General features: G+C 66.4%; 21 protein-coding genes. 6 read left to right on the top strand and 15 right to left on the bottom strand.

Translation table 11 applies throughout. The features are described from left to right. Window positions 1-2: 2 nt before the first annotated feature. From HD883_RS16140 to HD883_RS16120, 5 genes are read right to left on the bottom strand one after another with little or no spacing between them, the layout of a single operon-like run. Window positions 3-779: an ABC transporter permease gene (locus HD883_RS16140; RefSeq protein ID WP_179583653.1), complete on the bottom strand. Its 777-nt coding sequence runs from the start codon at window positions 777-779 to the stop codon at window positions 3-5. After that, complete coding sequence (locus HD883_RS16135) at window positions 776-1,576, bottom strand: ABC transporter ATP-binding protein (protein ID WP_179583655.1); 801 nt, start codon at window positions 1,574-1,576, stop codon at window positions 776-778. The genes HD883_RS16140 and HD883_RS16135 overlap by 4 nt, the downstream gene beginning before the upstream one ends. Window position 1,577: 1 nt before the next feature. Beyond that, window positions 1,578-2,585 (bottom strand): tRNA 2-thiocytidine(32) synthetase TtcA, encoded by a 1,008-nt coding sequence (gene ttcA, locus HD883_RS16130; protein WP_257022533.1) that lies wholly within the window; start codon window positions 2,583-2,585, stop codon window positions 1,578-1,580. 53 nt (window positions 2,586-2,638) lie between these two features. Further along, entirely contained in the window at window positions 2,639-3,010 is a 372-nt protein-coding gene (gene folB / locus HD883_RS16125) for a dihydroneopterin aldolase (protein WP_179583659.1), read from the bottom strand. A gap of 12 nt (window positions 3,011-3,022) precedes the next feature. Next, complete coding sequence (locus HD883_RS16120) at window positions 3,023-3,832, bottom strand: SDR family oxidoreductase (protein WP_179583661.1); 810 nt, start codon at window positions 3,830-3,832, stop codon at window positions 3,023-3,025. 244 nt (window positions 3,833-4,076) lie between these two features. Here HD883_RS16120 and HD883_RS16115 point away from each other — a divergent pair, with 244 nt between their 5' ends. Beyond that, window positions 4,077-5,261, top strand: a complete 1,185-nt coding sequence (locus tag HD883_RS16115; RefSeq protein ID WP_373563435.1) for a class I SAM-dependent methyltransferase — start codon at window positions 4,077-4,079, stop codon at window positions 5,259-5,261. A 54-nt stretch (window positions 5,262-5,315) separates the two neighbouring features. Here the strand turns inward: HD883_RS16115 and HD883_RS16110 are convergent, their stop codons facing one another. Next, window positions 5,316-6,179, bottom strand: a complete 864-nt coding sequence (locus tag HD883_RS16110) for an HpcH/HpaI aldolase/citrate lyase family protein (RefSeq protein WP_179583665.1) — start codon at window positions 6,177-6,179, stop codon at window positions 5,316-5,318. A gap of 193 nt (window positions 6,180-6,372) precedes the next feature. On the opposite strand from HD883_RS16110, the gene HD883_RS16105 reads away from it, so the two are divergent. Next, window positions 6,373-7,347, top strand: coding sequence for a LysR family transcriptional regulator (locus HD883_RS16105; protein ID WP_179583667.1), 975 nt, complete (start codon window positions 6,373-6,375; stop codon window positions 7,345-7,347). 97 nt (window positions 7,348-7,444) lie between these two features. Here HD883_RS16105 and HD883_RS16100 read toward each other — a convergent pair whose 3' ends face one another. Next, the gene (locus HD883_RS16100; RefSeq protein WP_179583669.1) at window positions 7,445-8,197 is read right to left on the bottom strand and encodes an SDR family oxidoreductase; all 753 of its coding nucleotides are present in this window, start codon (window positions 8,195-8,197) and stop codon (window positions 7,445-7,447) included. 151 nt (window positions 8,198-8,348) lie between these two features. Further along, a complete protein-coding gene (locus HD883_RS16095) occupies window positions 8,349-8,828 on the bottom strand; it encodes a carboxymuconolactone decarboxylase family protein (RefSeq protein WP_179583671.1) in 480 nt (159 codons plus the stop codon). Between the two features lie 225 nt (window positions 8,829-9,053). On the opposite strand from HD883_RS16095, the gene HD883_RS16090 reads away from it, so the two are divergent. Further along, the gene (locus HD883_RS16090) at window positions 9,054-9,746 is read left to right on the top strand and encodes a pentapeptide repeat-containing protein (protein ID WP_179583673.1); all 693 of its coding nucleotides are present in this window, start codon (window positions 9,054-9,056) and stop codon (window positions 9,744-9,746) included. 72 nt (window positions 9,747-9,818) lie between these two features. Here the strand turns inward: HD883_RS16090 and HD883_RS16085 are convergent, their stop codons facing one another. After that, window positions 9,819-11,030, bottom strand: a complete 1,212-nt coding sequence (locus HD883_RS16085; RefSeq protein WP_179583675.1) for an MFS transporter — start codon at window positions 11,028-11,030, stop codon at window positions 9,819-9,821. Window positions 11,031-11,171: 141 nt separating this feature from the next. Between HD883_RS16085 and HD883_RS16080 the strand changes: the two genes are divergently transcribed. After that, window positions 11,172-12,101, top strand: coding sequence for a LysR family transcriptional regulator (locus HD883_RS16080; protein ID WP_179583677.1), 930 nt, complete (start codon window positions 11,172-11,174; stop codon window positions 12,099-12,101). A 53-nt stretch (window positions 12,102-12,154) separates the two neighbouring features. On the opposite strand, the gene HD883_RS16075 is transcribed toward HD883_RS16080, so the two are convergent. Beyond that, a complete protein-coding gene (locus HD883_RS16075; RefSeq protein WP_179583679.1) occupies window positions 12,155-13,156 on the bottom strand; it encodes a Bug family tripartite tricarboxylate transporter substrate binding protein in 1,002 nt (333 codons plus the stop codon). Between the two features lie 97 nt (window positions 13,157-13,253). On the opposite strand from HD883_RS16075, the gene HD883_RS16070 reads away from it, so the two are divergent. Continuing rightward, entirely contained in the window at window positions 13,254-14,111 is an 858-nt protein-coding gene (locus tag HD883_RS16070) for a LysR family transcriptional regulator (RefSeq protein ID WP_179583681.1), read from the top strand. Here the strand turns inward: HD883_RS16070 and HD883_RS16065 are convergent. The 4 genes from HD883_RS16065 to HD883_RS16050 are packed head-to-tail and all read right to left on the bottom strand — an operon-like array spanning window position 14,101 to window position 18,668. Beyond that, the gene (locus HD883_RS16065) at window positions 14,101-14,502 is read right to left on the bottom strand and encodes a YkvA family protein (protein WP_179583683.1); all 402 of its coding nucleotides are present in this window, start codon (window positions 14,500-14,502) and stop codon (window positions 14,101-14,103) included. The two genes, HD883_RS16070 and HD883_RS16065, sit on opposite strands and share 11 nt — an antisense overlap. Continuing rightward, window positions 14,499-15,683: a CCA tRNA nucleotidyltransferase gene (locus HD883_RS16060; RefSeq protein ID WP_306455867.1), complete on the bottom strand. Its 1,185-nt coding sequence runs from the start codon at window positions 15,681-15,683 to the stop codon at window positions 14,499-14,501. Before HD883_RS16060 ends, HD883_RS16065 begins: the two co-directional genes overlap by 4 nt. A 6-nt stretch (window positions 15,684-15,689) precedes the next feature. Beyond that, entirely contained in the window at window positions 15,690-16,667 is a 978-nt protein-coding gene (locus HD883_RS16055; protein WP_179583685.1) for a complex I NDUFA9 subunit family protein, read from the bottom strand. Window positions 16,668-16,688: 21 nt separating this feature from the next. Beyond that, window positions 16,689-18,668 (bottom strand): lytic transglycosylase domain-containing protein, encoded by a 1,980-nt coding sequence (locus HD883_RS16050; RefSeq protein ID WP_257022237.1) that lies wholly within the window; start codon window positions 18,666-18,668, stop codon window positions 16,689-16,691. On the opposite strand from HD883_RS16050, the gene HD883_RS16045 reads away from it, so the two are divergent. Then, the gene (locus HD883_RS16045) at window positions 18,667-19,449 is read left to right on the top strand and encodes a 5-formyltetrahydrofolate cyclo-ligase (RefSeq protein WP_179583687.1); all 783 of its coding nucleotides are present in this window, start codon (window positions 18,667-18,669) and stop codon (window positions 19,447-19,449) included. The genes HD883_RS16050 and HD883_RS16045 overlap by 2 nt on opposite strands. On the opposite strand, the gene HD883_RS16040 is transcribed toward HD883_RS16045, so the two are convergent. Continuing rightward, window positions 19,409-20,428, bottom strand: coding sequence for a LysR family transcriptional regulator (locus HD883_RS16040; protein WP_257022236.1), 1,020 nt, complete (start codon window positions 20,426-20,428; stop codon window positions 19,409-19,411). The two genes, HD883_RS16045 and HD883_RS16040, sit on opposite strands and share 41 nt — an antisense overlap. Window positions 20,429-20,522: the final 94 nt, after the last annotated feature.

The following is a 20,522-nucleotide window of genomic DNA, read 5'->3' as shown; positions in this document are numbered from 1 at the left end:
GATCAATCATGCGTTTCGCTGTCATGCCAGCGCGCCAGCACCACGCGCGACAGCAGCGTCATCAACGCGAACAGGATGACGCCGGCCACGGTAATGAGCAAGAGGGCGGCGAACAGGCGCGGGATGTTGATCTGGTAGCCGGCCTGCAGGATCTGATACGCCAGGCCGGTCTGCGTGCCGCCGGTGCCGGCCACGAATTCGGCCACCACGGCGCCGATCAGGGCCAGGCCGCAGGCAATGCGCAGGCCGCCAAAGAACGCGGGCAGGGCCGACGGCAGGCGCAAGCGCCACAGGATCTGCCAGCGGGATGCGCGTTTGAGCCGGAAGAAATCGAGCAGGCCCGCATCGACGCTGCGCAGCCCGAGCACGGTGTTGCTGATGATGGGAAACACCGCGACGATAGCGGCGCAGAAGGTCAGCGCGGCCGTGGTGTTCTGGATCCAGATGATGATCAGCGGTGCGATGGCCACGATCGGTGTCACCTGCAACAACACGGCGTACGGAAACAGGCTGGCTTCGATCCAGCGGCTTTGCACGAACAGAAAGGCCAGCAGCACGCCGATCAAGGTTGCGGCGGCCAGGGCCAGGCCGGTGATCTTGAGCGTGAACCACAAGGACTGCGCAAGCAAGGCCCAGTCGGCGGCCAGGGCGTGTGCAATGTCGGTCGGCGCGGGCACAAGGTAGATCGGCACGTCCAGCGCGCGGACGAGGCCTTGCCAGATCAGCAGCAGGACGAGGGCGACGATGACCGGCGCGGACCAGCGCAGTGCGGGGGTCATGACTGCGTGTTCCCGATGCTTGCGGCGTCGACGGCGCCCGCCTGTTGCCCTTTCAGCAATGCGGCCTGCAGCCGCGCGGCGCGCATGGCAAAGTCAGGCGATCCGCGAAAGTCGGCATTGCGCACCGGGACGTCATTGTTGACGTCTTCAACGATCCGTCCGGGCCGCGCCGACATGACCACGACGCGGGTCGACAAGTAGACGGCTTCGAACACATTGTGGGTCACGAACACGACCGTCAATCGATGGCGGCGCGCCAGTGCCAGCAGTTCATCATCCAGATGCTGACGCGTGATGTCGTCCAGCGCACCGAAGGGCTCGTCCATCAACAACAGCCTGGGTTCGGTGACCAGGGCGCGCGCAATCGACACCCGCATCCGCATGCCGCCCGAGAGTTCGCGCGGGAAGGCGTCGCCGAAATCGCGCAGGCCTACCCGTTCCAGTGCGGCATCGACCGCCTGCGCCGCGTCGGCCGCCGACCGCTTGCCGGCACCGCGTTCCAGGTCCAGCGGCAGGCGTACGTTGGTGCGCACCGATGCCCACGGCATCAGGGTGGCGTCCTGGAAGACGTAGGACAGGCTGTCTTCGGCCACGGCCCGGGTCAGCGTGCCGGTGGTCGGCGTATCCAGTCCGGACATGAGGCGCAGCAGCGTGGTCTTGCCGCAGCCTGACGGGCCCAGCAGGGAAACGAATTCCCCTTCGCGGACCGTCAGGTCCACCGGCGACAGCGCCGTCACGCCCTTGGTGAAGCGGCGGGACACGCCTTGGGCATGCAGGACGACCGGCGCCTCGGGCAAGTCAGTTGCCCTGAGGACGCAGAAAACGGACGGCGTGTTCGGTGATGGGGCTGCGGGTGCCCGTCACGCCATCGTCCGTTTCGTCCGTGCTGCCACAGGCGGACGCCGCCGTCGGGCTGACCGGGTCCACGGCGTCGAAGGCGGTGTCGCCATCCGCGTCGGGCACGCCCGTGGGCTTGAGGTTGACGAAGTCAAACAGATCGCGATCCATGAGGTGCGACGGTGTGACGCGCGACAGGGCATTGAAGATGTTGTCGATACGGCCCGGGAACTGCTTTTCCCAGGTGGCGATCAGCCGGCTCGATTCCTTGCGCTTCAGGTTTTCCTGCGAACCGCACAGGTTGCACGGAATGATCGGGAAGCCCTTCCAGTCCGCGTACGCAATCAGGTCCGCTTCCTTCACGTAGGCCAGCGGGCGGATCACGGTATGGCGGCCGTCGTCGGACACCAGCTTGGGCGGCATGCTTTTCAGCGTGCCACCGTAGAACATGTTCAGGAAGAAGGTGGCGACGATGTCGTCACGATGATGGCCCAGCGCGATCTTGGTCGCACCGAGTTCGTCGGCTACGCGGTACAGGATGCCGCGGCGCAGGCGCGAGCACAGCGAGCACATCGTCTTGCCTTCTTCGATCACGCGCGTGACGATCGAGTAGGTGTCTTGCGTCTCGATGTGAAACGGCACGCCCAGCTCGGTCAGGTAGCGCGGCAGGATGTCGTCGGGAAACCCGGGCTGCTTCTGGTCCAGGTTGACCGCGATGATGTCGAAGTGGATGGGCGCCCGCTCGCGCAGCTTGAGCAGGATGTCTAGCATGCCGTACGAGTCCTTGCCGCCCGACAGGCAGACCATGACCTTGTCGCCTTCTTCGATCATGTTGAAGTCGCCGATGGCGCGGCCGACTTCGCGCGTCAGGCGCTTGTCGAGCTTGTTGCGTTCGCGTTCGCGCTTGAGGCGGGCGCGCGCGGATTCGGCGGCTTGGGTGTCGGGGGCCGGCGAGCCGATCGCTGGCATGTCGTTGACATCCGCAACGACATCGCCCGGGGTCATCATTGAAGGGACGGCGTTCATGCCAGGTCTCCACGGGAGGCCGAGATTTCGATGCCGACCGCCACGCAGTCAGCAAAGGCCTGGGGTTTGCTCACACGCAGCTTCACGTGCTGCACGTCGGCGAACTGGCTGATCAGCCGTGCCGCGAGCCGGTCCACCAGGGTCTCGAGCAGGTTCACATGCGTGCGCGTGCATTCGTCGATGATGGCCTGGCGCAGATGGCGGTAGTCCAGCACTTCCTGGATGCCGTCGTGGCGCGGGATGTCGATCATCGCGACGTCGATCTCGGCGTCGATATGCAGCGGCTGCGTGGCGCCGCGTTCATGGTCGAGGATGCCGATCTGGGCATCGATGGCCAGGCGGGTAAAGAAGATACGGCGGGTGCGCATGGCGTGTCGTGCTCAGGGAGTCGCCGCAGGCGGCGCTGCGGACGGGTTCATCATGCTGAAATCGCGGGGAAAGCCGACCAGGTGCTGGCCGCCATCGACCATGAGGGTGGTGCCCGTCATGGATCCATTTTCGGCGGCGAACACCACGGCGCTCGCGATGTCATCGGGGGTGCTGGCCTGGCCAAGGGGGGACATGGCGTGGGTCTGCGCGAACTGCTCGGGCGTCTGCAGATGGCTGATCATGGTCAGCCCCGGCGCAACGCCCACCACGCGCACCGCGGGCGCAAGCGCCTGGGCCAGCATGGTGGTGGCGGCTTCCAGCGCAGCCTTGCTCAAAGTGTACGAAAGGAAGTCGGGGTTGTAGTTCCAAAGCTTCTGGTCGAGCAGGTTCACGACCACGCCCCTCGCACTGCCGCCGCGTTCCGCGACTGCATGGGCCAGCCCGCGCGCCAGCACGATGGGCGCCACAAGGTTGGGCATCAGGTGCTGGGTGAGCGATGCGGCATGGAAGGTTTCGACGTCATCGAACTCGAAACACGAGGCATTGTTGACGACCGCATCGATCTGCCCGAAACGCGCGACGACAGCCGGCACCAGATGGCCGACCTCGGCTTCGATGGCGAGGTCGCAACTGAAGGCCGCGGCCTCGACACCCAGGGCGTGCAGATCGTCCAACGTCTGCTGCGCTTCGCGCTGCGAGGTCGCGTAATGGATCGCAACGTTCCAGCCGCGGCGGGCGAACGCGAGTGCGATCTCCCGGCCGATGCGGCGGGCGGCGCCTGTGACAAGGACGACTTTGCTGTCGGAACGCGCGTCGTTCATGGGGAAAGAGGTAACCGTAAGGGCGAATCCCGCAGTTTACCAAGGGCGGGCGGACAAAGGCGGCTGGCGGTACGGGGCGGCTCAAGGCGGCATGGGTGGCGCCTGGCAGCACCGAGGCAGGACCGGCGCAGCATGGGTCCAGCAGAAGTCTGGCAACGGTCTGGCAACGGTCTGGCAACAGCGCAGCAACGCTGCAATTGCCTTCCATGGGAAAATGCGCGTCATGCCTCCTGCCTCGACGTCCATGTCTCCGTCCGCCCCCCTTCAGGGCCTGCCGCCCCTAGACCCCCTTTCGCAACAGCACAGCAGTGCCGTGGCCGACCACTTGCGCGCGCAGATCGCGGCGGCAGGGGGCTGGCTGCCTTTCGACCACTGGATGGGCGACGCCCTGTATGCGCCCGGCCTGGGCTACTACGCGGCCGGCAGTGAAAAGCTGGGATCGCCCGGCACCGCCGCATTGGGCGGCGACTTTGTGACCGCGCCTGAACTGACGCCGCTGTTTGGCGCCGCGCTGGCCCGCCAGGTGGCCGAGGTGCTGGCTGACTGCGGGTCGGTCGACGTCATGGAAGTGGGGGCGGGCACCGGCGCCTTGGCGCTGTCCTTGCTGGATGCGCTCGACGGCTTGGGCGTGACGGCACGCTACCGCATCCTGGAAGTGTCGGCCGACCTGCGCGAACGGCAGCAGACGACCCTGGCGTCCTTCGGTGACCGGGTGACGTGGCTGGACGCGCTGCCCGGCTCCTTTACGGGTTGCGTGGTCGCCAATGAACTGCTGGACGCCATGCCCGTGCGCCTGTTCCATTGGCCGGACAATGGGGGCAGACTGGAAGAACGGGGCGTATCGGTCGACGCCAGCGGCGCGTTCGTCTGGGTGGACCGCCCGGCGCCCGACGCGCTGGCCCGGGCCGTCTCGGATCGCATGCCCGCCTTGCCCGGCTACACGTCCGAGGTCAATCTGCAGGCCGAAGCCTTCGTGCGCGGCATGGGCGACTGGCTCACGCGCGGCGCGGCACTGTTGATCGACTATGGTTTTCCGCGCGCCGAGTACTACCACCCCCAACGCGCCGCCGGCACCCTGATGTGCCACCTGCGCCACGTGGCCCACGCCGATCCTTTCGTGGCGCCGGGCGTGCAGGACATTACCGCGCATGTGGACTTCACCGCCATGGCCGACGCCGCGCTGGAAGGCGGCCTGGACGTGCTGGGCTACACGTCGCAGTCGACGTTTCTGATGAACGCCGGCCTGGCCGACATCCTTGGGAACCTGGATCCGTCGGATGCCAAGGCCTACGCCCAGACGGTTGCGCCCGTGCAGAAACTGCTGTCACCCGCCGAGATGGGCGAGCTGTTCAAGGTGCTGGCGGTAGGCCGCGATGTGGACGTGAGCCTGCGCGGGTTCGCGCAGGGGGATCGGCGGCATCGGTTGTAAGGGCGGGGCACGCACCTTCTGCGGTCGCGCATCGCTAGCGCAAACCGTTGCCGTTTACGCCAACCCCAATTCCTTCGCGGCCTTCACGATTTGCCGCGCGCGGCGGCTGAAGGGCGGGTCGATCATCTGGCCGTCGACCGTGTATGCGCCGACGCCATCCTTCTCGGCCTGATCGGCTGCCGCCACGACACGCAGCGCGTGCGCGATTTCCTTGTCCGACGGGCGGAACACCTCATTGGCAATCGCGATCTGGCTGGGATGGATGCACGTCTTGCCCAGGAAGCCCAGGCGGCGCGCGGCTTCGGCTTCGGCGCGGTAGCCGTCGGGGTTGGCAATGGCCGCGTATGCGCCGTCGTAGGCCCAGATGCCCGCCGTGCCCGCCGCCATGCGCAGGGCGAACTGGACGTGGTGCACGGCCAGGGTGTCGGTGCGGTCGATGCCGAGGTCTTCGAACAGATCGCCCAGCCCCACCTGCAAGCCGACGACACGTGGGCTGGCGTTGGCGATGGCGGATGCGTGCGTCAACGCGGTGGGCGTCTCGATGTTGGCCAGCAGGCCGATCGGCGTGGTGATGCCGCGTTCGGTTTCGAAGCGCTGCAGCGCGTCGGCGGCGGCCAGGATGTCGTCGGCGGATTCGGGCTTGGGCAGATTGACGATGTGCAGGGCAGGGCAGACGATGGCGTCCAGGTCGGCGTCGAAGTGGCCGGAGTCGAGCGCGTTCACGCGAACGATCAGTGTCTTGGTTACGTCGGCAGGCGCAAGCCCGCGCAGGAAAGCCCCGATGGCCTCACGCGCTTCCTGCTTGCGGCTTTCCTGCACGGCATCTTCGAGATCGAACGATAAGGAGTCGGCCGCGCTGGCCAGCGCTTTCGGGAACAGTTCGGGGCGGGAGCACGGGACGAAGAGTTTGCTGCGCATGGGCGTCGGTCAGAGTAGGAAGCGGATCGAACGCGCAGGATACCTGAGGCAGCGCGTCGGGTAGCATGCAGACACCTGTCCCCCCGATGCCCATGCCGCCATGACGACTCGTGCGAATAAGCCTGCTTTGGAGATTGCCGCCGATGCCGCACCGGACGGTGCGCTTCATGTTGCGTCCCCCGACGCTGCGCCCATGGCGTCCGCGGCGGACGGCCCCGCGTCCGATTTGCTGGCCGCCAGCTTTGCCACCAGTTATGCCGGTGTGGTCGCCTTTCTGACCGTGGCGGCCGAAGGCAGTTTTGCCAAGGCTGGGGATAGGCTGGGCATCGGCCGGTCGGCCGTGAGCCGCAGCGTGCAGAAGCTGGAAACGCAACTGGGGGTGCGGCTGTTTCTGCGGACGACCCGCAGCACGTCGCTGACGCGCGAAGGCGAACTCTTCTACGCCAATTGCCATCCGGGCATGGTGCGCATCGAAAAAGCGCTGGAAGACATGCGCGACCTGCGCGAAGGGCCGCCGCGTGGACCGCTGCGGGTGTGCGCCACCGTGGGCTTTGGCCGCAAGGTGGTAGCGCCGCTGCTCAAGGAATTCTGCGCGGCGTATCCCGACATTTCGCTGGACCTGTTGCTTGATGACGGCCCGACGGACTTCACGTCAGACCGCGTCGATGTGTCGTTTCGCAATGGGCGCATGGAAGACAGTCAGGTCATCGCCAAACAGGTGATCCCCATGCAGATGGTGGTGTGCGCGTCGGCCGATTACGTGCGCGAGCACGGCGTGCCACAAACGCCTGCGGATCTTGAGCACCATCTGTGCGTCAACTTCCGTTTTGCATCGGGCCGCATCTACGAATGGGAGTTCAAGGTGGACGGTCACCTGCAGCGGGTGTTGCCGCGGGCGCGCTTCACGATCAACGATGCCGACCTGGTGCTGCGCGCCGTGCGCGACGGCCAGGGCTTTGCGCAGATGGCGGCGTATCAGGTCAGCGACCTGTTGCGGTCAGGCGAGCTGGTGTCCTGCCTGGACGCCTTCGCCCCCGATGATCGCGGCCATTGGCTCTGCTATCAGAGCCGCCAGCACCTGCCGGCACGTATCCGCGTGTTCATCGATTTCATGACCGACAGGATCCGCGGGCTGGGGCTGGAGCGGCCGCGTCGTGGGGCGGCATGAAGCGCGTGCTGGTGAACCGCGCTGCATGAACCGCATTGAGTGCTGAGCTGCGTGATTCCCACCAGCACAGCCGCCTTGATCAGCCCGATCGGCCGAGCTACCCAGCATGCGCCTGCGCAAACCACGCATCGAATCCCACCTTGCCCAACTGCGCCGCGGGGCCGGGCACCAGCGTGGCGTCGTCCAGCAGTGCGCCGAAGTACAGGGCTTGCGGATCGGGCACGACGGTGCGTGTGTCCTGCTTTGCACGCAGCCAACGTTGGACGAGTTCAGAAAGGCGGACGCGTTCCGGACCGCCAATTTCAACCATTCCGTTCCTGGGCGCGCTCAGCGTGATGACGGCCATCGCATCCGCCACATCGTCGGATGTGATCGGCTGCACGTAGGCGGGTGACAGGCGAATGATGTTGCCGTCAGCGCCGGACTGCGCGATGCCAGGCAGGAATTCATAGAACTGGGTCGAGTGCACGATGGTGTACGGCAGGCCGGATGCGCGGATCAGTGCTTCCTGTGCCATCTTGGCGCGGAAGTAGCCGCTGGCACCCAGCCGATCCGTGCCGACGACCGACAGTGCGATGTGATGGGCGACGCCTGCCGCGGCTTCGGCGGCGAGCAGGTTGCGGCCCGAGGTCTCGAAGAAGTCCATGACGGCCCTGTCTTCGAACGACGGCGAATTGGCCACGTCGACCACGACCTGCGCGCCGGCCAGGGCGTCGGCCAGGCCCTCGCCCGTCAGTGTGTTGACGCCGGTGTTGGGCGACGCGGCCAGGACGTCGTGACCGCCCTGGCGCAGCCGGGCGACGAGCTTGGATCCGATAAGGCCGGTACCGCCGATGACGACAATATGCATGATGGTGCTCCTGTGTAGCCCCCACGTTGTGAGGCCGGTGGATCGTGCGGCGTCCGCCAAGGGCGGATGCGCAATGGTGGATGCGAAAGGGTGGTTGCGAACCGGCAGATGCGAACCGGCCGATGCCGTCTTCCCGCTGCCGTTGCAATGCTTACGACAGCTCGGCCTTGTCCAGCCCGTACGCTTTGTCGAGCGAGCCCGGCACGCTCTGGAAGCCGACGTTGATGCGGTTCCAGGCGTTGATGACCATGATCACGTAGCTCAGGTCCACGATTTCCTGTTCCGACAGTTCGGTGCGCACGCGTTCGTAGACAGCGTCGGGCACGCCATGCGGGGCGAGTTGAGTTAGGGCTTCGGTCCACGCCAGCGCGGCGCGTTCGCGCGGCGAAAACAGGGTGGACTCGCGCCAGATGGCGACGTGGTGCAGGCGCAGGGGGCGCTCGCCGTGCAGGGTGGCTTGCTTGATGTGCATGTCGAGGCAGAAGCCGCAGCCGTTCATTTGCGAAGCGCGGATGTCGACCAGGTCGACAATGGCTGTTTCGATGCTGCCGTTCTTGAGATGCATGCCGAAGTCAACGAAACGCTTGAAGAGGTCGGGGGCTTGTTTGATGTAGTCGATGCGTTGGGTCATGGTGCACTCCTTGTGCTGGGTTGGATGGGATGGGTCCATCGTAGGAGTCGCGGGCCGATGCCGGAAGCCATGTGGACGGGCTCACGGTGTTGCCCGGAATGCACCAATCGCGGCGGGGCAGGTCAGGCGACGGCCAGAGGGCGCATCGCCGGACAGCTCGGCGCGGCACTTTGCGAGGCTGCGATAATGCAGCCCTCGCCGCCCCGGACCCGCTTGCCTTCTTCCATGATCCCCCAACACCCGTTTCCCATCACCGGCCGCACCCTGTCACGCGCCGACGTCCAGTCCTTGCTGTCGTCAACGGATGGCGCGCTGACGTTCGTGCAGTGTGATTTCGATGACGCCGACCTGACCCGGCTGGATCTGCGCGGCGCCAGCTTTATCGAATGTTCGTTTGTCGAGGCTGCGCTGAGCCGTGCTTTGCTGGCCGATTCGCGGTGGCGTCAGTGCAAGGGGCGGCAGGCCGACTTTGAATTGGCCGATCTGACCGATGCGCAGTTCGAGCGGTGCGACCTGAACAATACGCAGTGGCGGCGGGCGCGTCTGGCGTCGGCGCGCTTCAGCAATGTGAAGCTGACGGGCGCGCGGTTGGCGGAAGTAGCGGGATTGGGATTGGTGTTTGAAGAGTCGCTGCTGATCAGCACCGACTTGCGCGGCCTGTCGTTCCGCAAGCAGCGGCTGGTACAGCTGGATCTGTCGGACGCGGATCTGACCGGATGCGATTTTACGGATGCGGTGTTTGACGGTGGCAGCTTGCGCAACGCCAATCTGACCAAGGCAAGATTCGCGGGGGCGGATCTGCGGCAGGTGGATCTGGGGGGCTTGAAGCTGCCGGATACGTCAGTGCTGAAGGGCGCCACCATTTCGTATCACCAGGCGGCCGAACTGCTGGCGGAACTGGGGCTGCACGTGGCGTGAAGCCCCGCTCGTCAGCACACTGACTAAACGCAGTGGACCGGCACGCAGCGCGCCGGTCCAGAGGCCGTCCGCTTACTTTGCGGCCACCACCTTCGGATCGACCAGGAACTTGATCAACGCCACCACCGCAAACACCGCCCCGGCGATACCGACCCAGGCCCAGCCACCGTGGTCATACAGGGCGCTGGCCACCGCGGCGCCGATCGCACCGCCAATGAAGATGGCGGTCATGTAGATGCTGTTGAGACGGCTGCGGGCCTTGGCATCCAGTGCATAGACTTCGCGTTGGCCGATCACCATCGACATCTGCATGCACAGGTCCAGCACCACGGCGGTGACGGCGAGGCCGAACACACCGAGTGCGGGGTGGATCAGGGTGGGCAGGAAGCTGAGTGCGGCGCCAGCCAGGGCGATCAGGGTGCCGATGCGGCCATGGCCTGCGTCCGCCAGCCGGCCGGTAAAGGGCGCGGCAAAGGCACCGGCGGCGCCGACCAGGGCAAACAACGCGATCTGGCTTTGCGAAAAACCGTGATGACGCGACAGTTCCACCGGCACGGCGGTCCAGAAGAGCGCCACGGCGGCAAACATGCAAGCCTGGTAGAAGGCACGCTGGCGCAGCACGGGCTGGGTACGCAGCAGCACCAGCAGCGAGTGGATCAGTTGGCCATAGCTGGCGGTGTGCGCCGGCCGGCGTTGCGGCATGGTCAGTCCCAGCAGCACGACGATGGCGAGCATCAGCACGGCAGCCGCAGCAAACACGGTGCGCCAGCCAAAGTGGTCGGCAACCAGGCCTGACAAGGGACGGGACAGCAGGATGCCGAACAGCAGGCCGCTCATGACGCTGCCGACCACCCGGCCGCGCGTTTCGTCGGTCGCCATGTGGGCGGCCAGCGGCACCATCATCTGCACCGAGACCGAACTGAAGCCGATCAACATGGAAAAGACCAGGAAGGTGCTGGGCTGGCTGGACAGGGCCGCGCCAACCAGGCTGGCTGCCGAGACCAGCAGCGTGACAATCATGAGGCGGCGGTTTTCGGTCAGGTCACCCAGCGGCACCAGGAACAGCAGGCCGATGGCGTAGCCGACCTGGGTCAACGACACAATGAAGCTGGCGGCGTGGCTGGACAGGCCGACGTCGGGCGCGATGAGTTCGATCAGCGGCTGCGCGTAGTAGATGTTGGCGACGATGGCGCCGCAGCAGAAGGCGAACAGCAGCACCAGGCTGTTGGGGATGCCGGCCGGGACGGCGGGGCGGGAGGTCGCAGTGGCGACATGGGTGGTCATGGAGGACTCACGTATAGGGGTTACCGAGGGGTTCATCATCGATGTTTGCGCCTTTTGCGTAAATCCCTTACAACGCAAAGGATCTTTGCGAAATTCGCAAAATGCCAGCCGTTATCGCCCCCATCCACCAAAGCCGCCACCATGATCGAAGCCCTGCGCGATTTCGTCAGCGTTGCCACCCTGGGCAGCTTTTCGGGCGCGGCCCGTCAGCAGAATGTGGCGGTGTCGTCCATCACGCGCCGTATCGAAGGGCTGGAAACCGAGCTGCGCGCCAAGCTGTTCAACCGGAGCACCCGGGTGCTGACGCTGACCGAGGCCGGGCAGGAACTGCTGCCCCGGGCGCGCGACATTCTGGCCGAGGTGGACGACGCCCGCGATGCCGTGTCGGCCCTGCATGCCGAGCCGCGCGGCACCTTGCGGGTGACGGCGCCCACCGCGTTCTCCCGCCTGCATATCGCGCCGGCGCTGGGCAGTTTCCTGGCCCGCTATCCGCTGTTGAATGTCGAGCTTGCGACCAGCGATGAGGTGTTCGATCTGGCCACCGACCGCATCGATGTGGCGATCCGTGTCGGCCTGCTGCCCGACAGCGACCTGATCGCGGCCCAGCTTGCCCCCCAGCATCGCATCGTGTGCGCCAGCCCGGCCTACCTGGCGCGGCGGGGCACGCCCAAGACGCCGGAAGACCTGTTGCAGCACGATTGCCTCAACAAGCACTTCGGACCGGTGCCCTCGGGATGGTGGACGTTTGCGGGAATCAATGGGTATCGGCCGCTGCCCGTGCAGGGCAGCTTCCGGTCGAACGATACGCCCAGCTTGCTGCAGGCCGCGGTGGCCGGCGTGGGCATCGTGCATCTGACGAGCTGGCTGGTCAGCACCGAGATCGCGTCAGGGACGCTGGTGCCGTTGTTCATGGACTTGCCAGGCTATTCGACCCGGCAGTCCGCCATCTATGCCGTGCGGCTGTCGGGCCGGTCCCAGGCGACCAAGACCACGCTGTTCATCGATCACTTGCGAGAAAGGATAGGGTCGCCGCCCTACTGGGATGCGGTGTTCGGCCCGGCTCTGCGCTGACGGCACGCCGCGCCGGTCCCTGCACCCGCCAGGCCGCGGTCAGCCCGTCGTTCTTATTCCGCGCGGATGTCGGCGTCTTTCGCAACCTTGGCCCACTGGCGGATTTCCTGGTGGAACTGATTGGCGAAGGCCGATGACGATTGCGGCGCGGCTTCGGCGCCTTCACGCAGCAGCAGTTCCTTCATCTCGGGCTTGGCCAGGGCCTTGTTGATCTCGGCATTGAGCTTGGTCACGACCGCGGCAGGCGTTCCGGCCGGGGCCAGCACGCCCCACCACAGTTCCATGTTGTAGCCAGGCGCGCCGTTCTTGGCGAGCGGCGGGATGCCCGGGGCGACGGCCGAGGGCTCGGCGCTGGTGATGCCCAAGGCGCGAACCTTGCCGGCCCGCACCTGCGGCATGATCGACGGGCCACTGGCGATCAGGACCTGCACCTGGTTGCCGATCAGGTCGTTGATGGCGGGGCCCATGCCCTTGTACGGCACGTGCGTCATCTGGATGCCGGCGGCCTGCGCGTACTGGTGGGTCGCGAAGTGGTTGATGCTGCCGATGCCCGAGCTGACGTAATTGAGCTTGCCCGGCTGCGCCTTGGCCAGCGCGATCAGGTCTTGTGCGGTCTTGACGGGCAGGCTGTTGTTGACGGTCAGGATCAGCGGTCCCTTGGCGACCATGGCGACCGGCGCGAAGGCCTTGTCGGGATCGAACTGGGTGTTGGGCTGCACGGCCGCGTTGGTCGTGAAGGTCGACGACACGAACAGCAGCGTGTAGCCGTCCGCCGGCGCGCGCGCCACCGAGGCCGCCCCGATGGTGCCTGTGGCGCCGGCACGGTTGTCGACCACCACGGGCTGGCCCAGGGCGTCGCCCAGGTGCTTGCCCATGGCGCGCGCGAACACGTCATTCGATCCGCCGGGCGGGTTCGGCACGATCAGTGCGATCGGCTTGCTGGGCCAGGTGGCCTGTGCCAGCGCAGCGGTGCTGAAGGCGGTGCCCAGGGCTGCCACCGCAAGAAGGCAGACGGCGTGGCCACGGTGGGCCAGGGGACGGGGCGAGCGAGCCATTCAGGTCTCCAGAAGTGTTGTTGTGATCCGGCGATTTTTCCCGAGCGGATAAACTTAGGCCAGCTATTTTTTATCGCATGGCCCTTTAGGATCCCTAATGAAAGTCGAGTTCCTCCACACCCTGTGCGCGGTGATCCGTCGCGGCACCTTTGCCGCGGCGGCGGAGGACGTGCATGTGACCCCCGGGGCAGTCAGCCAGCACATCAAATATCTGGAACAGCACTTCGGCCAGTTGCTGTTCGACCGGTCGTCCCGCCGGGCCCACCCCACGCCGTTCGCGCTCGAGTTGGCCGAGACGGTGCAAGGCACGCTGGATGCGCTGGAATCCCTGCGCACGCGCGATGAGACGGACGTGTCGGGCCGCACCCGGCTGGGCACCATTGACACGGTGCAGGCGACCTTGCTGCCCGGCGCGCTGAAGTGGCTGCGTGATCAATATCCGAAGCTGGACGTGGAACTGGCGCGCGGCCGGTCCGATCATCTGCTGGGGGAATTGAATGCCGGCACATTGGATGCCGCTGTCGTGGTGCGCCCGCTGACGGGTGGGTCCAGCCGGCTGTTCTGGCAGGTGTTGCGCGAAGAGAAGATGGTGCTGGTGGCGCCGCCCGATGCGACCGGCAAGACGGTGCAGGAACTGCTGCAGCAGCACGACTGGATCCGTTTCGACAAGACGTCGACCGGTGGCATGATCGCCGCGCAGTTCGTGGAACGGCTGCAGCCCAGAATGCGCGCCCGTATCGACTTGCTGTCCAGCCATGCCATCGTGGCGATGGTGTCGGCGGGTCTGGGTGTGTCGGTAATCCCGCAGCCCTACGAGCCGTTGCGCCGGGCCTACGCGTTCCGCGAAGTGGATCTGGGAAAGAAGGGGCCGACGCGCCAGGTTGCGTTTGTCTGCCGGCAGGCGGACAAGGACAAACGCAGCATTGGCGCCCTGCAGGAAGCGTTCAGGCTTTGAAGCCGCCGGCCCTGGCGTCGTCGGGGTTCGATGCGGAGATCGTGTCGTCCGCGTCGCTGCCGAACCAGCCGTCGACCTTGCTGCGCGCCTGTTCCTTGACCGCGCCCGTGATGTACATCGACGTCACCACCAGCGCTGCAGCCATCACGCTCAGGTCGTCGGTGTACCCAACCAGCGGCGCAAAGTCGGGGATCGCGTCCAGCGGCAGAATGAAGTAGCCCAGCGCGCTGTACATGGCGGCCTTGGCCCACTTCGGGGTGGCCGGATCCTGCGCGGCGTAATGCAGCCACAGGGCCTTCTCGACCACTTCGCGCCCCGCCTTCTTGGCGTAGCGCGTCATCTTCTGGCGAAAGTTTTCGTCGGAATAATGCGTTTCGTACGTCTTGTTCATGCGTTGTCCTTGTGCCCGTCCAGGGGATGTTCGTTCTGTTGCTGCTGCGGCTGCCCGCCGTGCTGCGCCAGATGCCGTTCCAGTGCGTCCCGCCGCGCGGTCCTGACGGCGTCCTTGATCAGGGCAGGCGTCCTGGCGTGCTGCGCGGCAATCGCGCCGGCATCCACGGTCCGCGCCACATCCAGCCAGGCCATCCACCGGGTACGCCAGGCATCGCGTTCCACCGGCAGGATCAACGCCGCGCTATCCAGCAATTGCGAGAGCCGGTCTGGCTTGCGCAGGGCATCGGTCAGTTCGAACAGGCTGATCACCTGTTCCGCCGACGGCGTTTCGCCGATGGACTCCAGCGTCTTCACCATGCTCTGCAACAAACGCGCCTGATCCGCACATTCGGTCGGCGTGCGCAGCCGCTTGGCCAACGCGGCCGTATCGGCGGATTCGATGCACAGCAGGGCGTACCGGCCGGCCAGGGGCAGGCCGTTCTGCGCGGCCCGGTCGATCAGATCGGCCACCCTTGGTGTCCAGACCAGACCGGGCGCCACGCGGGGCAGGGCGTGCGTGTCGGCCAGCACGTCCAGCATGCGGGACGGCCGGTCCAGCATCAGGCCGCGCGACACTTCTTTCCAGACCCGCTCGGGCACCAGAGCATCGACTTCGCCGTCATCCACCATGTGGCGGCACAAGGCCAGCGTTTCCGGCGCGATGGAAAAGTCGGTAAAGCGCGCGGCGAAGCGGGCCAGGCGCAGCACACGAACGGGGTCTTCGGAAAACGCCGGACCGACATGCCGGAAGATCCGGTCGGCCAGGTCGCGCTGGCCGCCGTAGGGGTCGACCAGGCGGCCATCGGCATGACGGGCAATGGCATTGACCGTCAGGTCGCGGCGCCCCAGGTCGTCTTCCAGGGTGACTTCCGGACCGGTATGAAAGGTAAAGCCTTTGTAGCCCCTGCCAGACTTGCGTTCCGTGCGAGCAAGCGCGTACTCCTCGCGCGTTACCGGATGCAGGAAGACAGGAAAGTCGCCGCCGACCGGCAAAAAACCTCGGTCGGACAGCTGTTCTGGCGTGGCGCCGACCACGACCCAGTCCTGGTCGCCCGCCGGCAGGCCCAGCAAGGCGTCGCGCACGGCGCCGCCCACCACATACACGTCCAGCCCGTCGAGGGCGGGGTCCGCTGCCGCCATGCCGATTTACGTATTCCGGCCGTGGCGCGCACGCACGTCGTCAAAGCGCGTGCGCGGATGCTGGCCGGAAAGGTAGTCGGGCGCGACCGCATCGAGCGAGGTCGGATGCAGGTCCAGTTCAGGCGCCAGCGCTTCGTTCATGACGTTGTCGGTCGCCAGCGAATCCAGGTTGTCGCGCGACATGATGGGCTCGCCAGGCAACATTTCCATGAAGGCCGCCTGCAGCTTGCCCATGCCCATCGGGATCTTCACGACCGGGCGCTTGTGTCCGCCCCACAGCGCCGCCAGCCGGACCAGTTCACCCAGGGTGAAGGTTTGCGGGCCGGCCAGCGAGTAGGTCTTGCCATAGGTGCGGGGATCGTCCAGCGCGTTCGTCATGGCCTGCGCCACATCGCCCACGAAGATGGGCTGCAGCTTGGCATCGGCGCCTGCGATCGGCAGGACCGGGAAGAAGCGAGCCAGCCGCGCGAACAGGTTCATGAAGCGGTCGTGCGGGCCGAACACGACGGACGGCCGGAACACGGTCAGCGCATTGCCTTCGACGGCATCGAACGCACGGTGCACGGCCGCTTCGCCGTCGCCCCGCGACCGCTGGTACATGCTCTTGCCGGCGGAATCGGCGCCCAGCGCGCTCATGTGCAGCAGGCGCGTCACGCCGTGGCGCACGCAGGCGCGGGCAATCCGGTCGGGCAGCTCGACATGCATCTTGCGAAAGGCGTTGCCGTACGGCGTGCCGCGGTCGCCATGCAACACGCCGACCAGGTTGATGACGGCGTCTTGTCCGGCGATCAGGGCATCGAGATCGCGATCGTCGTGGATATCGGCTTCGATCGCGCTGACCGTGGGCAGCAGGATCAGGTGACGCGCGCGGATGTAGCGGCGTGTCGGGATGACGATGCGTTTGCCTTGCGCGGCCAGTTGGGCAACCAGATGGCTGCCGATGAAGCCCGAGCCGCCGATCACGAGGACACGTTGGTGTTTCATGGAGTGATGTCTTCTTCTAATCTAGGGAATCAGGGTCGTGTCGACCGCTTGTTGGGGCGCCACCGTGCCGAGGCGGGCTTTCAGGGACTGCGGCTGCCCGGTGAACAGGGCAGCGTAATAGGTGGCGTTGGACAGCACTTTCTTGACGTAATCGCGCGTCTCGGTAAACGGAATCGTTTCAGCGAAGATGGCGCCTTCGACCGGGCCCGGCAGCGTCGAGCGCCACGCGACCGGCCGGCGCGGGCCGGCGTTATAGCCCGCCGACGCCAGCAGCGGCGAGCCGCCCAGGTCGTCCAGCACGATACGCAGGTAGCTTGTGCCCAGCATCAGGTTGACGTCCAGGTCGTTGACGCGTGATGGCGAAAAGTCCGCCATGCCGATCTTGCCGGCGACCCACTTGGCGGTGGCGGGCATCAATTGCATGAAGCCCGACGCGCCGACGCTGGACCGCGCGTTCATGATGAAGCGCGATTCCTGGCGGATCAGCCCGTACACCCAGCTTTCGTCGACACCGACACCGCGCGTGGTCTGCACCAGCTGGTCGCGGAAGGGCGTCACGAAGCGCAGGTTGAAGTCATGCTGGCGCACCGTGCGGTCCGCCGTGTTGACGGCGCGATCGTAGATGTTTTCCAGATGCGCCAGCTTGGCGGCGGCGATCAGTTCGCGGTCGTCCATGTTGCGCAGCGCGTAGTTCCACTCGCGGGTGGCTTCGGTGCGCCAGTTCAGCTTGAACAGCGCCAGGGCGCGCTGCAGGGCCGGGTTGTATTGGGCAGCCGCCAGTTCCTGCGGCGTGATCGGGGGCGCCGTGGTCGGGATGGTCGTCGGCACGCCCAGTTCTTCGGCGGCCAGCTGGCCATAGAAGTTGAACTGTTCCGCAATGCTGCGGAACGCCGCCTGGCCTTCGGGCACCGCACCCGTCGCGATCAGCGCGCGGCCGCGCCAGTAGACCCAGCTGGCCGGATCTTCTTTCATGCCCGACGGCATTTCGTCCAGGTAACGCAGCACCAGGCGCCAGTCCACCGGCTGCTGGCGCAGCGCAGTGCGTACCCGCCATGCGTGGTTGTATTCGGTCAGCTCGGCGCCTTCACCTGCCCGGTACCAATCGATGGCCACCGGATCCAGCTTGATGGCGGCCGACAGCGCGAACTGATTGCGCAGCCAGGCGACATCAGCCGGCGGCAGCTGGCGCGCCCAGCTGCGCTCGAAATAGGCGTAGCCGACCTGGGGGTCGGTGCGGGCCAGACGGCTCAGTGCGTCGACGATCATTTCGCGGCTTGCCCGGTCGCGCGGCGGGTCGGCCTGCTTGACCAGCCAGGGCATGGGCGCATCGACCAGCGTGTTGAACGCCTTCTGCTGGATCGGGTTATAGATATAGCGAGCCATCCGGCGCGCGTTGGGCAGCGAGTTGTTTTCAAGCTGGCCCCGCAACTGGACGATGAAGTCTTCGGTCTGCATCACGCCGTCGGCCTGCAGGCGGTCGTACAAGGACCAGCAGACGTCGCCCGGCGAAAACAGCTCGTTCACGCGCTTGAGCGACACCTTTTCGCCGCGGGCATGCTGCGCGAGCAGGATGCCGCAGTCGACTTGCGGGGTCGTGACGGTGGTGTCGGCGTAATTGCGGATCGCGCCATAGTCGCCGGTGCGCGCCGCCGCCAGCACCAGGTCGCCTCGCAGCCGTTCGGCCAGGTAGGTGCCGCGGTGCGTGGTCAGGAAGGCATCGATTTCAAAGACCGGGGTGGGCTTGCGGGGATCCAGCGTCTGCTGGCGCAACCACCAGTATTCGGGATACGCCGCCAGCACATTGCCCTGCACCTGCGGAATCAGCGCCCGCACCGTGTCCCAGTTGCCGCTCTGGCTGGCCGAATAGGCCGACATCAGGGCGGCGTCGGTGCGCGGCGCGGACGTCTGCGCCTGCGCGCAGCCACTGACGCCGGCGACCGTGAAGGTGACCGCGGCAAGCGCGATAATCCGGGATGTGATGAAACGAGCGAAATGAGCCATGGCGGGTAGGATAGCATCGGGAAAACCGCAAGACGGTGACCCCGCGGAAGAGGATGAAAACGGCGTGCGGGCGCAACAGGCAGCGGGCGACGGCAGGGACGGCGGATCTGCGAATTCGACCGCCGGCGCCCGGGCGGTTGCTGCACCCGATGCGGCATCCGACCTTGCGGCCGACACCGCCCTTGGCCTGCGGGCCGGCTTGCGTGCCGCCCGGGCCGCCATGGACACGGCCGCGCGGCGGGCGGCCGACGCCCGCCTGATGTCCGCCCTGGCCGCCTGGACCGACGCCTGGCTGGCCGCCCGGCGCGCCAAGGGTTGGACCCGTCACACCGTCGCTGCGTTCTGGCCGATTGGCAGCGAACCCGATCTGCGGGGCCTGTACAGCCACTGGGCGGCGGCGGACGACGTCACGCTGGCGCTGCCCGTCGTCGTGCGCCAGGCCTCGCCTCTGGTGTTCCGGCGCTGGTCGGTGGGTGGGACCCTGGCGCCGGGCGCCTATGGCATCCCCGAGCCCGATGGCGACGTGGTCTGCGCGCCCGACCTGGTGCTGGTGCCGTTGCTGGGCTTTACCGACGACGCGGACCGGATCGGGTATGGCGGTGGGTATTACGACCGGACGTTGGCCGACTGGCGCGCGCAGGGCCTGGCCGTCATGTCCATTGGCATCGCCTACGCCTGCAGCCGGCTCGCGCCGGGCGAGCATATGCCCGCGCCGCACGATGTCCGGCTGGATGCCGTGGTCACGGACGCGGGATGGGTGCCAGCGCCGCCGGCAAGGTAGGCGGTCCCGGCGGTCCCTGCGGAGCCGGTGCAGCCGGCGGTCCGGCCAAGGCCGTCCCTGTGGCGGTGGCCGCCCCTTTCAGGGTGGCGCTCGCCAATGCCAGCAAATTCTGCAGCGACTCGGCGGGATTGCTTTCGCGATAGGCCACGCCGAGCGGCGACAGCGGCGGCAGGCGCGCCGGCAAGGTGACGTCCAGCAGACAGATGCGGGGATTGGCCAGCAGGCCTTTCGACACACTGCGTGGACAGATCGTGGCGGCATTTCCCTGTTGCAGCAGACCTTCCAGCACCGGCACCGACACGGTCGACACCATCAGGAACTGCGCTTCCGGAAAGCTGCGCAGCACGACAGCATCAAAAATGGCGCGCACTTCGATATTGATCGTGGGCATGACCCAACGGCTGTCTGCCATGCTTTGAATCGACACATTGGCCTTGCCCGCCATGGGGTGGCTGGCCGCGCCGATCACCACGACGTCGTCGGCCAGCAGGGGCGTGAACGCAAAGCCGGCAGGCAGACTGGACGGGGCGCGACAGAACACGGCGTCCAGCTGCTCGGCCAGCAACAGCGGCAGCAGCGCATTGCCGGCGTCTTCCTTCACTTCCAGGTGGACGTTCGGATGATCCACACAGAACACCTCCAGCAGCGGCGGCAGCAGCGTATAGGACGCCGCCGGGATGGCGCCCAGCCTGAGGGTGCCACTTGCACCGCGTTGCAACGCCGAGAGGGATTCGGCCGCGCCCATCAGGCTGGCCAGCGTGCCCCGCGCGGCCGCGATCAGCGCCTGTCCGGCCAGGGTGGCGCGAATGCCACGGGCGTGGCGATCGAACAGTTTCACGTCAAGCAGGCGTTCCAGGTCACCCACGGCCTGGGTGGCGGCGGACTGACTGAGATGGATGCTGGCAGCGGCCCGGGCAATGCTGCCAAGGTCTTCCATGGCCACAAGGAGTCGCAATTGCCGCAGTCGACCATGTGTCATCAGCCGTGCAAAAAGGACTTTTGCATGGGCCGACGTCGTTAAGTCGGACATTCGATTCCTGGAGTGGATGGCGCATGAGTGTGAACACTGACTT

Source organism: Pigmentiphaga litoralis, from assembly GCF_013408655.1.
GTDB classification, from domain to species: Bacteria; Pseudomonadota; Gammaproteobacteria; order Burkholderiales; family Burkholderiaceae_B; genus Pigmentiphaga; species Pigmentiphaga litoralis_A.
Note: the sequence above shows the minus strand (reverse complement) of the source record. Positions and strands in the feature narration are given on the sequence as shown.

Coding starts and splice junctions, on each gene's coding strand:
- HD883_RS16140 (WP_179583653.1), bottom strand. CDS start 779: ATGACCCCCGCACTGCGCTGGTCCGCGCCGGTCATCGTCGCCCTCGTC.
- HD883_RS16055 (WP_179583685.1), bottom strand. CDS start 16,667: ATGAAACACCAACGTGTCCTCGTGATCGGCGGCTCGGGCTTCATCGGC.
- HD883_RS16045 (WP_179583687.1), top strand. CDS start 18,667: ATGGCGGGTAGGATAGCATCGGGAAAACCGCAAGACGGTGACCCCGCG.
- HD883_RS16095 (WP_179583671.1), bottom strand. CDS start 8,828: ATGACCCAACGCATCGACTACATCAAACAAGCCCCCGACCTCTTCAAG.
- HD883_RS16085 (WP_179583675.1), bottom strand. CDS start 11,030: ATGACCACCCATGTCGCCACTGCGACCTCCCGCCCCGCCGTCCCGGCC.
- HD883_RS16100 (WP_179583669.1), bottom strand. CDS start 8,197: ATGCATATTGTCGTCATCGGCGGTACCGGCCTTATCGGATCCAAGCTC.
- HD883_RS16040 (WP_257022236.1), bottom strand. CDS start 20,428: ATGACACATGGTCGACTGCGGCAATTGCGACTCCTTGTGGCCATGGAA.
- HD883_RS16060 (WP_306455867.1), bottom strand. CDS start 15,683: ATGGCGGCAGCGGACCCCGCCCTCGACGGGCTGGACGTGTATGTGGTG.
- HD883_RS16105 (WP_179583667.1), top strand. CDS start 6,373: ATGGCGTCCGCGGCGGACGGCCCCGCGTCCGATTTGCTGGCCGCCAGC.
- HD883_RS16115 (WP_373563435.1), top strand. CDS start 4,077: ATGTCTCCGTCCGCCCCCCTTCAGGGCCTGCCGCCCCTAGACCCCCTT.
- HD883_RS16090 (WP_179583673.1), top strand. CDS start 9,054: ATGATCCCCCAACACCCGTTTCCCATCACCGGCCGCACCCTGTCACGC.
- HD883_RS16120 (WP_179583661.1), bottom strand. CDS start 3,832: ATGAACGACGCGCGTTCCGACAGCAAAGTCGTCCTTGTCACAGGCGCC.
- HD883_RS16075 (WP_179583679.1), bottom strand. CDS start 13,156: ATGGCTCGCTCGCCCCGTCCCCTGGCCCACCGTGGCCACGCCGTCTGC.
- HD883_RS16070 (WP_179583681.1), top strand. CDS start 13,254: ATGAAAGTCGAGTTCCTCCACACCCTGTGCGCGGTGATCCGTCGCGGC.
- folB (WP_179583659.1), bottom strand. CDS start 3,010: ATGCGCACCCGCCGTATCTTCTTTACCCGCCTGGCCATCGATGCCCAG.
- HD883_RS16110 (WP_179583665.1), bottom strand. CDS start 6,179: ATGCGCAGCAAACTCTTCGTCCCGTGCTCCCGCCCCGAACTGTTCCCG.
- HD883_RS16050 (WP_257022237.1), bottom strand. CDS start 18,668: ATGGCTCATTTCGCTCGTTTCATCACATCCCGGATTATCGCGCTTGCC.
- HD883_RS16065 (WP_179583683.1), bottom strand. CDS start 14,502: ATGAACAAGACGTACGAAACGCATTATTCCGACGAAAACTTTCGCCAG.
- ttcA (WP_257022533.1), bottom strand. CDS start 2,585: ATGCCAGCGATCGGCTCGCCGGCCCCCGACACCCAAGCCGCCGAATCC.
- HD883_RS16080 (WP_179583677.1), top strand. CDS start 11,172: ATGATCGAAGCCCTGCGCGATTTCGTCAGCGTTGCCACCCTGGGCAGC.